The organism is Vibrio sp. V39_P1S14PM300 (assembly GCF_009904765.1).
GTDB classification, from domain to species: domain Bacteria; phylum Pseudomonadota; class Gammaproteobacteria; order Enterobacterales; family Vibrionaceae; genus Vibrio; species Vibrio proteolyticus.
Map to the genome: position 1 here is coordinate 1 of NZ_WXWP01000193.1, position 9,205 is coordinate 9,205.

14 protein-coding genes and 2 pseudogenes are annotated in these 9,205 nt (G+C 45.9%); 7 read left to right on the top strand and 9 right to left on the bottom strand.

The window, feature by feature from the left end:
- Nucleotides 1-303 (bottom strand): annotated as a pseudogene (locus tag CAG65_RS09925) (MFS transporter); the annotation flags it as partial.
- A gap of 122 nt (nt 304-425) precedes the next feature.
- Between CAG65_RS09925 and CAG65_RS09930 the strand changes: the two are divergent.
- The 3 genes from CAG65_RS09930 to CAG65_RS22070 all read left to right on the top strand — a co-directional run bounded on the left by CAG65_RS09930 (nt 426) and on the right by CAG65_RS22070 (nt 2,865).
- Nucleotides 426-1,013, top strand: a complete 588-nt coding sequence (locus CAG65_RS09930) for a TetR/AcrR family transcriptional regulator (protein ID WP_161453521.1) — start codon at nt 426-428, stop codon at nt 1,011-1,013.
- Nucleotides 1,014-1,665: 652 nt separating this feature from the next.
- Nucleotides 1,666-2,523 carry an MBL fold metallo-hydrolase gene (locus CAG65_RS09935; protein WP_161453522.1) on the top strand — a complete coding sequence of 286 codons (858 nt, stop codon included), beginning with the start codon at nt 1,666-1,668 and terminating at the stop codon, nt 2,521-2,523.
- 129 nt (nt 2,524-2,652) lie between these two features.
- Entirely contained in the window at nt 2,653-2,865 is a 213-nt protein-coding gene (locus CAG65_RS22070) for a hypothetical protein (protein ID WP_202599336.1), read from the top strand.
- A gap of 110 nt (nt 2,866-2,975) precedes the next feature.
- On the opposite strand, the gene CAG65_RS09940 is transcribed toward CAG65_RS22070, so the two are convergent.
- A complete protein-coding gene (locus tag CAG65_RS09940) occupies nt 2,976-3,206 on the bottom strand; it encodes a PAS factor family protein (RefSeq protein WP_021705416.1) in 231 nt (76 codons plus the stop codon).
- Nucleotides 3,207-3,591: 385 nt separating this feature from the next.
- On the opposite strand from CAG65_RS09940, the gene CAG65_RS09945 reads away from it, so the two are divergent.
- The 4 genes from CAG65_RS09945 to CAG65_RS09960 all read left to right on the top strand — a co-directional run bounded on the left by CAG65_RS09945 (nt 3,592) and on the right by CAG65_RS09960 (nt 5,369).
- On the top strand, nt 3,592-4,011 hold the full coding sequence (locus tag CAG65_RS09945; protein WP_040902647.1) for a lysozyme inhibitor LprI family protein: 420 nt from the start codon (nt 3,592-3,594) through the stop codon (nt 4,009-4,011).
- Between the two features lie 34 nt (nt 4,012-4,045).
- Nucleotides 4,046-4,468 (top strand): VOC family protein, encoded by a 423-nt coding sequence (locus tag CAG65_RS09950; RefSeq protein WP_161453523.1) that lies wholly within the window; start codon nt 4,046-4,048, stop codon nt 4,466-4,468.
- A 129-nt stretch (nt 4,469-4,597) separates the two neighbouring features.
- Nucleotides 4,598-4,876, top strand: coding sequence for a PepSY domain-containing protein (locus tag CAG65_RS09955; RefSeq protein ID WP_161448120.1), 279 nt, complete (start codon nt 4,598-4,600; stop codon nt 4,874-4,876).
- Nucleotides 4,869-5,369: a cytochrome b/b6 domain-containing protein gene (locus CAG65_RS09960; protein WP_161453524.1), complete on the top strand. Its 501-nt coding sequence runs from the start codon at nt 4,869-4,871 to the stop codon at nt 5,367-5,369. The genes CAG65_RS09955 and CAG65_RS09960 overlap by 8 nt, the downstream gene beginning before the upstream one ends.
- Nucleotides 5,370-5,445: 76 nt before the next feature.
- Here CAG65_RS09960 and CAG65_RS09965 read toward each other — a convergent pair whose 3' ends face one another.
- The 7 genes and pseudogenes from CAG65_RS09965 to CAG65_RS09995 form a co-directional block, all read right to left on the bottom strand.
- Nucleotides 5,446-5,784: a hypothetical protein gene (locus CAG65_RS09965; protein WP_021705421.1), complete on the bottom strand. Its 339-nt coding sequence runs from the start codon at nt 5,782-5,784 to the stop codon at nt 5,446-5,448.
- Nucleotides 5,785-5,800: 16 nt separating this feature from the next.
- On the bottom strand, nt 5,801-6,259 hold the full coding sequence (locus CAG65_RS09970) for a hypothetical protein (RefSeq protein ID WP_161448122.1): 459 nt from the start codon (nt 6,257-6,259) through the stop codon (nt 5,801-5,803).
- Nucleotides 6,260-6,570: 311 nt separating this feature from the next.
- Complete coding sequence (locus tag CAG65_RS09975) at nt 6,571-6,849, bottom strand: DUF4242 domain-containing protein (RefSeq protein ID WP_021705423.1); 279 nt, start codon at nt 6,847-6,849, stop codon at nt 6,571-6,573.
- A 148-nt stretch (nt 6,850-6,997) separates the two neighbouring features.
- Nucleotides 6,998-7,509, bottom strand: a pseudogene (locus tag CAG65_RS09980) (adenylate kinase).
- A 198-nt stretch (nt 7,510-7,707) separates the two neighbouring features.
- Nucleotides 7,708-8,121 (bottom strand): GFA family protein, encoded by a 414-nt coding sequence (locus CAG65_RS09985; protein WP_021705425.1) that lies wholly within the window; start codon nt 8,119-8,121, stop codon nt 7,708-7,710.
- A gap of 49 nt (nt 8,122-8,170) precedes the next feature.
- Nucleotides 8,171-8,566 (bottom strand): GFA family protein, encoded by a 396-nt coding sequence (locus CAG65_RS09990; RefSeq protein ID WP_161453525.1) that lies wholly within the window; start codon nt 8,564-8,566, stop codon nt 8,171-8,173.
- 118 nt (nt 8,567-8,684) lie between these two features.
- The gene (locus tag CAG65_RS09995; protein ID WP_161453526.1) at nt 8,685-9,137 is read right to left on the bottom strand and encodes an NUDIX hydrolase; all 453 of its coding nucleotides are present in this window, start codon (nt 9,135-9,137) and stop codon (nt 8,685-8,687) included.
- Nucleotides 9,138-9,205: the final 68 nt, after the last annotated feature.

Consider the following 9,205-nt stretch of genomic DNA (forward strand, 5'->3'; position numbering starts at 1 on the left):
ACCATAGTGTGTACACAGTAGTAACAGTGTCATAGAGATCACATGGATACCTGTTGCGATGGGCAATACACGACTTTGGCCATATCGATCAACGGCTCGCGAAATTTGTGGAGCCAGAAGGGCCATTGCTAGAGTGAATGTTGCCGCGACCCCGCCCGCCAGCCAGTATGAGTCTTTCATTTGTGACAACATGGTAATGATACCAATGCCTGTCATGGATATCGGCATGCGTGCTAATAGTCCAGCAAATGAGAACGCAACTGTTCCCCGGACTCGGAACAGTTGTTTGTAAGGGTTAGCCATGGAAACTCCGACGTTGTTGCTTACTTTGTGTTGTTTATTGACATACGTTGCGTATGTTAAAGTTATTGACATACACTACGTATGTCAACTATAAATGCAACAAATTTTTAACGGAAATCGATATGGCCAGAAGATCCAGAGCGGAAATGATGGAAGAAACCAGACTAAAACTGATGGCGACAGCAAGGGAACACTTTGGCACCGTAGGGTATGCTCAGACGGTTATGGATGACTTGACAGCGAAAGCAGGCCTGACGCGAGGTGCGCTATACCATCACTTTGGTGATAAGAAAGGATTGTTTTGTGCCGTGTTAACACAAATCGATAGTGAGCTTGATGCACGACTGGCCAATGTTTCGGCAAATGCTCCAGATGCTTGGAGCGCGTTTACAGGACGTTGTCACGCCTACTTAAAAATGGCGATTGAGCCTGAAGTACAGCGCATTCTGCTAAGGGATGCTTCCTCAGTTTTGGATGCAGATGAGTTACAAAGTATGCGGTTGGATTGCCTGACGTCTATCGCGGATATGCTTGGCGGTTTGATGGATGAAGGGACTATAACACCCACTTCCCCAGATATGTTGGCCCGTCTGCTCAATGGAGGCTTGATGGATATGGCACTATGGATCGCAAAGAGTGAAGATGATGAACAAGCGCTTTATCAGGCTTTAAGCAGTTTAGACGTGGTACTTAGTGGTTTGAAAATTTGACCCGGGATAAAAAGGCCAATCCTCCGAGGATTGTACTCGGGGATTGGTCTTTGAAGATAGAACGAGACGGAATAGAAATGCCAAAGTAGCAGGTGTTGTTACCGCTTTCTTTGATCTTCTTCGATTCACTTTTTACGCTTGTTTGTCTCTTTCAAGCATACGCTCGGCAACCAACTCGAAGGTAAACCCATTTTCAATGGAGCGCTCTTGCCCTTGTCTCTCACGATATATGTTAAGGTCAATACCATTTTCGTGCGAAGCTCTTTCGCTATTTTACGAACTTCTTCGCGTGTAGTATTAGGGTATGATCCAGCCTCATTTTTTACACTTTTTGTGCTAGAGTCTGTGTAGATAAATAATCAGTTCTTTGAGCCGCATTTACGAATTCGTAAGTAAAATTTTCGATCAGCCAGCAGAGAATATTCTTTATCTCCTGGCGCTGCATTTTTATTTGTGTGTCTCCCCCTGTTGGCTGTATTCACTAGAGCTGATGGAAAATACATTTTGGCAGCGCGACCTAAACTTCAACATGCCAACATATTCAAGAGAGAGTTATAGAACTTGGTATTTTCGTCAGATGTTGTAATCACAGCGCATTGGTCTGGGTTTGCTGGTATTGAATGAACGACGCCTGAATAGTTAGGGAAATTACATGAAAAAGCTTATCGTTGCTGTTGTTTTTATCATTTCGATTAAAGCATTGGCGGGCGTAAAGGCTCCAGAAATGAATGATGAAAATGGATATGTTGAGCCTTTCAAAATGTTTGACAATGTGTACTACGTTGGCGATCGGTGGGTTTCGTCGTATGTTGTCGAGACATCATCTGGCTTGGTCATCATAGACTCGCTCGATTTTCCATACAGCAAGTGGATACCCATCAACCTCAAAAAAATGGGGTTAGAGGGAAAGCCAGTCACTCACATCTTAGTCACTCACGGGCATTCCGATCATGTAGGAGGCGCGGAGTATCTCCAGTCTCTATATGGCGCCAGTGTGATTATGACTAAAAAAGCACTTGAGTTGGCTAAAGAGCAAGCTGATAAAAGTCGCGGCGAGCACAAGTTCCTGCCCCCTGAAGTACAATGGTTTGCCCAAGACCGATCCAGTATTGTGCTCGGAGATACTCAGTTTACCGTCTATATTACGCCAGGCCATACAGAGGGCGATTTGTCCATAGACTTCATGGTGAAAGATAATGGCCAATTGTATCGTGCGTTTGTCGTGGGGGGGCATGGAGTCAATTTTCAAGACCCTCACCTCATGAAGACGTTTTTTGTGAGTATGGCCCGAATCAGGAAGTTGGCCGCTGAAGAGCCGTCAGTCGTAGTTAATCTGGCAAATCATCCGCACAAAAATAACTTGTTTGCCAATCGAGACAGGAAAACTACGACCAGCGCATTGAACCCGTTTATTGATGAAGACAGTTTTTTTCGGTTTATACAACAGCAAGTCAAGCTCGCAACGGAAAAACTGAATGAGGCATCTGATATGATCGCTTCAGAAAATTAACAAGTTGACAAAACCAAACGCTGGCTAAGGTATACCCGATATCTATCCGCTAAATTGTTGGAACCCAGTTTTTGAATATCATGAAACTTGGAAGCTGTATCGTAATACCGAAGAGCAGAGGGAACATAGATGGAGTTTACAATCACTCGAATAACCACACACATCGGTATCTTCAAGTTGGCTGGTGTCCTTTCTGGTCACAATGATGAAGTTACTATTCACTATTCTAGTGTTGAGTTTATGGGGACGGATGGTTGGGTTGCCATTGATAGTGAGTCAACCGCAGGTTTATCCATCTTGAAAGCCATCGAAGGGGATGTGATTCGACATTTAACCCATTAGCACCTGCACTTATCGATGCTGGATACTATTTTAGTGCGATACGGCAGATTGCGTGCAGATCAAAAACGGCCCGTTAGAAGTAGTGGGCCGTGTCAGTGATAGCAAGCGAATCAATATTCAGGAGTTTCCAACAGTTTAATCGCACTATCCACGGCATTGTTAATACTTTGACTACTTTCCAGCTTACCCGAACTTGCCGGTCCGAGAGCACAGGCGTATAAGGCCAATTGTTTATCGAAAGGCAAATCCAACTGCTCGTAAAGATTTTGTCGGATTTGTGCGTGCTGTTCTGGTTCTTGGCTTGTCAGGCGAATCAAAGTTTCGTAAATCAAAGTTTTCATGTTATTTCCTTTTTATTGTACTTAATGCATATCGATTGTATCTGTTTTAGATTGGCAGATCGCGAGCAACAATCACATAACAAAACCTTGATACTTGGCTTTCTATCCAAAGTGTCATGGCATGATGAGATTTGCTCTCTTGTCTGCGTATGTTGGGAAAATAACGTTGGATGAGTAAGGCGAGCGCTGGTGGCGGTTTTCCGTTATTGCTATAGAGCGTAAATTTGGAAGCGTTTTGAGAAAGCTAATGATGATAGTGCAGCGGAGGTGCATTCGTGAGCGAAATGTATTTATCATTGGTGACGTTGGACACTGAAGGAAGCGTTGCGCCACGCCTGTTAGTATGACACCGTGTGGGGATGAAGAACCGGAACTTGTGAACAATATGAAGATGAAATACGGGGCCGTGTTGCTGTCGTCATTGCTGACTACATCAGTATTGGCTACCTCAGGTGAGATCGACTGTGCCAAGGCGGCAACAAATTATGAGGTGAACCATTGTGCATCGATTGAGCTTGAACAGGCACAGGAAGAGTTACAACGTTATCTCAAAACCAGCTTGGACCTCAATCAAGATGACAGAGAGTTGTCTCAGGCTATCTTAAATGCGCAGCAGAGTTGGGAGCAATATTACGAGGCTCATTGCCAGGCAATCCTCACCAAATGGCGAGAGGGTACGATTCGAACAACCATGGTATTGACGTGTAAAACACAGCTGACCAAACTGCGTACCCATGAACTCTGGGCGAGTTTTCTGACTTATGTCGACAACACATCGCCAGAACTGCCTGAACCACAAATGTGATGCGACCAACTTTTTAGACCTTGGAATATATAGAATGAAACAATCAATTGTTCATATCGCACTAGTTGTTCGGGACTATGATGAGGCGTTAGATTTTTACATCAACAAACTTAAGTTTGAGCTGATAGAAGATACGTATCAACCAGAGCAAGATAAGCGTTGGGTGGTGGTGTCACCGCCAGGCTCTCAAGGTGCGACGCTGTTGCTGGCTAAAGCATCCAAACCAGAGCAGCTTTCATATATCGGTAACCAGTCCGGCGGACGGGTATTTCTGTTTCTCAATACCGATGACTTCTGGCGCGATTATAATCGCATGGTGGCAGACGGTATCGAATTTGTTCGCGATCCTCAGCAGCAAGAGTACGGCACGGTCGCCGTGTTTCGCGATCTGTATGGCAACTTATGGGATTTGTTGCAATTAAACGATAGTCATCCTATTTTGGCCAGCACACAATAAAATCAAGTCATCTACATTAAGTTGGCCTCCATGCGGAGGCCTTTCTTTTATTATTTCGGCGTCTTAAGGGAATCTTAAGTTTTGTTCATTAGCATCAGGTTGAATAATTCAACGACAAGGAACGATCTAATGAAGCGAATCACTCTTGGCTTGGCTTTCTGTATTTTATTTGGCAGTTCATCGGTAGCGTTGGCTGACCCAACCTGTACAGCGCAGCCAGAGGTACAGTGGCTCTCCATCGAAGATGCTAAATCGAAAGTAGAAGAAATGGGGTACCGAATTAAAGAGTTTAAGAAGACCGGTACGGGTTGCTACGAGTTGTATGGTTACACTGCCAAAGACAAGCGGATAGAGATTTATTTCGACCCGACCAATATGAACAAAGTAAAGGTCGAGATGGATGACTGAGTCGTTTAAATGGGATTGGGTCGTGAAAGCGACCCATTGGACTTCTGCAATACTTTTTATGGCGAATTTCTTTGTTCTTGAAGAGGGCGGTCAGTGGCACGAATGGGCGGGTTATCTCATCTTGATCAGTGTGATCGTCCGTTTGATATGGGGGATGCTCACGGCATCGCCGGCGCGTTTAAGCCACTTTGCTCCCAATCCAGTAAAGGCTGTCCGTCATTTGATGGATGTGTATCTGTTTCGTCAAGACAAACATAATGGACATAATCCCGCTGGCGCCATCATGGTCTGGGTATTGTGGAGCTTGCTGATCGCGACCGCTAGCTCGGGGTGGGGGATGGAAACGGACTATTTTTGGGGCTCTGACTGGTTAGAAGAGGTACATGAAACCTTAGCGAATCTGACGATGGTTGCTGTTGCCATTCATGTGGCTGCTGTCATTCTCATGGCCAAGCTGACCAGAAAAGCGTACCTAAGGTCAATGTTACCTTGATCACAGACAACATTGACTCCTCTACTGAGCCCAACTGAAATCAATGCTTGGACGGAGTATCGGCCAAACGGCTGACTCAGATGAAATAGCCAGCAATGATCAGCGTACTGACCAGAGTCGACCCGACGATAATGGCGATCAGGGCATCTACAGCCATATGTTGATCACCGCGAGAGCGGTAGAGCCATAAGCCAAGCCCCACAAAAAGCAGGATGTCCAATAAGCCGTGTGTCACCCAATGGTGACCTGTGATGACAGCCAGAACATGATGCACACTCTCGCTGCTTTCCTTAATCACCACAAGCAGCGCACTAAATACGCTGGTTAACGCGTAGGAAAGACCGAATGCAGCGGAAAACGCACCGACGTGATCGGCTTTCGATGTTTTTTCTTGATTTGCGTGTTCGTCAGACATGATTGCGATCCTTCTGTTAGGTGGCGAGTAAGGCGGCTTTGACACCCATGGTGATCACCGCGCCCGAGCCTTCCATCGCCAGCGTGAGGATGATGATGAGAGCCGATGTCCAAAGGGTTAACTTCCTTTTAGACGAGTGGCTGGACGTGTCACAAAGCGACATCATAGGCAGAAAGGTAGAGAGCAATAACAACATCAGAAACAGATGCTCTTTGGTTTCCATGACAAAGGAGTGCGCAAACGGCCAGGGGCCTGCTTTGATCAGTGCTTTGTCACCGCCGTAGTGAACCACATACCAATATCCACCCGCGACATAGGCTAGCCACATGAATACCGCGACCAGTGAACTTGACGTTTTGATTCGCGATGAGCTTGCATCTGAAGAGTTCAATGTATCGACGAAAACCCACACCGCAGCAATCAGTGCGAGAATCCCGAACATCGGATGCAACATAAGTATGAGTTCTTTGGACATATCACGCTCCTTTGTGACTATCCGGTGTGGTAGCCATACACAACTTGATTACCAACTTAATACCCTTAAAATTTAGCAGGGTATTGGCGGTGTTCAACGATTTGAGCGTATATAAATCAGAATATCAGTTGGACTTATTTGACATGGTAGTCATTTTATTTATTTTAATCATAAGCTTATCTTGATATTTTTCTGTATTTTGGCAGGGTATGACTAACGGGTCAGGGGCGGAGCAGGCAAGGTGATAGCAAACGCTTTACCTCGATGCGTTGCATCACCTTGAACGGTACCTGTACTACCTATTGCGGGTATTAAGCGGATTCTGCTGCGGTAGGGTCTATTACGGACTTGACTTCGTTGACCTGATTTACCGGGAACTCACCCATTTCTGCGTGTTTTCGAATCAGAGATTCATCTTCAGAAATGAAAATGCAGTAAATCTTATTGGGCGTGACGAAGGTTTCCAGCCACTGAATCTTCGGCCCTAACGTTTCGAGTACACTGCATGATTTTTGCGAAATACCTTTCAGTTCTTCGGCTGAGAGATCTCCCGCTCCTTCAACTTCTCTTTCAATCACGAATTTAGGCATAACGGCCTCCTTAGGTTCACGTAAAGTTTAGTTCAAAAGTCTTGGTTAACTGCTGTAAGGTTGGATTCACGGGTAGCGAAAATGAGACAGCGGCGATGAAGAATGAGGAACGCCGGCACATTATGACGGCGTTTGATGATTGCGGCGGTTATGCTGTGTGCCGCTTTATAAATTGCTTTAGTTCAGACACGGACCGGATCACATGCAAGGACTTGTCGACTGACAATTTCTCGAGGTTGAACATAAATTCATGATTCCAGAATGCCGGGCAACGCTTCAGTGTTTTGTAACTTTGCCATGTGCCTTTCACGACAGAACTTCCCTCTGGCCAACCTTCGGGTTTGACGAATAGCCCTTTCAGTAGTCGCTTTGTGACCAGCCAGTAACTGGTTAGATAGGGCAGATCAATGTAAACCAGTGTATCTGCAGACTCCAGCCGTTGATGAAAGGATGCCAAGGGTCCGAAGCCATCAATGATCCAGTAGTCAGATGTGAGTATGGCGTCGTGGACTTGGTCGAACGTTTGTCGATCTGCTCCCCATTTTTCTGATAGACGATGGAGTCCAACTGGTGCAATGGAATGCCGGTTGCGTGTGCGAGCGCTTTGCTCAACGTCGATTTTCCACTCCCTGGTTTTCCGAAAACTGCAATTCTCTTCATATTACCTCCTTTTGATCTCGTATACCCAGAGGCAGAAACAACAAACCCACCTCTTTAGGTGGGTTTGCGAACTTTAGCGCGCGTCAGAACTCCCACCATTCCTACGGAATGATGATAATTCGAACGGTTGGCTGAGTAAGATTTGTTTTCATATATCCATCGTCGTTTGTTGGCGCCGGATTGTCAAACCCTTAACATTCAGTGGTCTGAAGGAGTGTCTGGCTTGCGTTGACTGTATTGAACAAGCTTATCACTGATTGTGTACCAACTCGCTTTCGAGTCGACAAAAATATGATACTGAGGGGTGATCCCAGGATCGCCTTCGACGGTACCCAGAGTGATGCTGGTGATCTGGCCATTGTCCATGCCAGCTAAAGTGGCGCCACACACTCGACAGAAACACCACCCGCCACCATTGGCTGTTTCATAGCACTCTACCAGTTCACTCCCGCTTAACCAGGTAAAATTACTGGGTGTGACACTCGCGTATGTCGCGAAGGCTGAACCGTGTTGGCGTCGGCACATCGAACAATGGCAATGACTGGCATTGTGTAACGGACCATTGATCTGATAACGCACCTGTTCACACAAACATTTGCCTGTGACTTTCATGTCGATACCCTCTGCTTATGGCGCCGCTGAAGCCACGAGGTTGTTACCGTTAGAACTCTGGGTGTTGGCAAAACTGCTTCGCTGAATCGCCGATTGTTAACCAACTTGGCTTTTCAGCTACAAACTCGTGGAACGAGTTCTCAAGCGCAATCTCATCATCAATGCAGTTGGCCACAATCGGGAATGAGTCACTTGTCGATAGTACTTCACCCAAAGCGGACCCGCACACTGAACAAAAACATCGATCGTACTGATAGGGCGGTTCGGCCTTGTAGGTTGTAATCTTGTCCAGACCCCGCGTGATGTGAAAGGATTCTGACTTTACAAACACCAAGGTGCTTGCACCAACTTTCCGACATCGTGTGCAATGGCATGTTCCCATCATCGTTGGGACATCGCTCAGCTCAAATTGAACAGCGCCACAGCAGCAACTTCCTTTTATCATTTTAATTCTCCCAGCCTTGAAATCATATTAAGCGCGGATTGATCTGCGTCGTTGCTACAAATACTAGAACCAATCACTGTATAAATCAACAGTGAGTTATGGCGAGGAAATGAGCTTGTCAGTCGAGAGGGATTCGGTAGAGTTCACTGACGGTCTGGTGCACAAAGTAAGCCCAAATATGTTCAAACACCTGATGTTGACTTGGAAATGGAGCTAGTGCTTTCGCTTCTGCGAGCGTACACCACCTGAACTCTGTGTGTTCATCATTGAGCTTAACGGCTTGGTTCGCTTCACATAACACGACAAAAACAGGAATAAGCTCGATTACATTGGCATCCGATTCATAGAACTGTTCGATGTATTGAGCGTTGTAAAGGGACGATACGTTTATCTGGGTTTCTTCCCGAAACTCGCGGACAATCGCTTGCCATCCGGTCTCGCCTTCTTCAATTGAGCCTGCGACGTGACACCAATAGTCACCTTTAACTCTTTTCATCAGTAGCATCTTCGTGACACCATCCACTTCGGATAATGCTACGCCTGAGACAACGGAGGTCTTAATTGGGATCATGGTCGGTACCTGTACGAATGGATTGTTTAATAATCTGGACAGTATTGTATCTAAAGAAAACCATATTC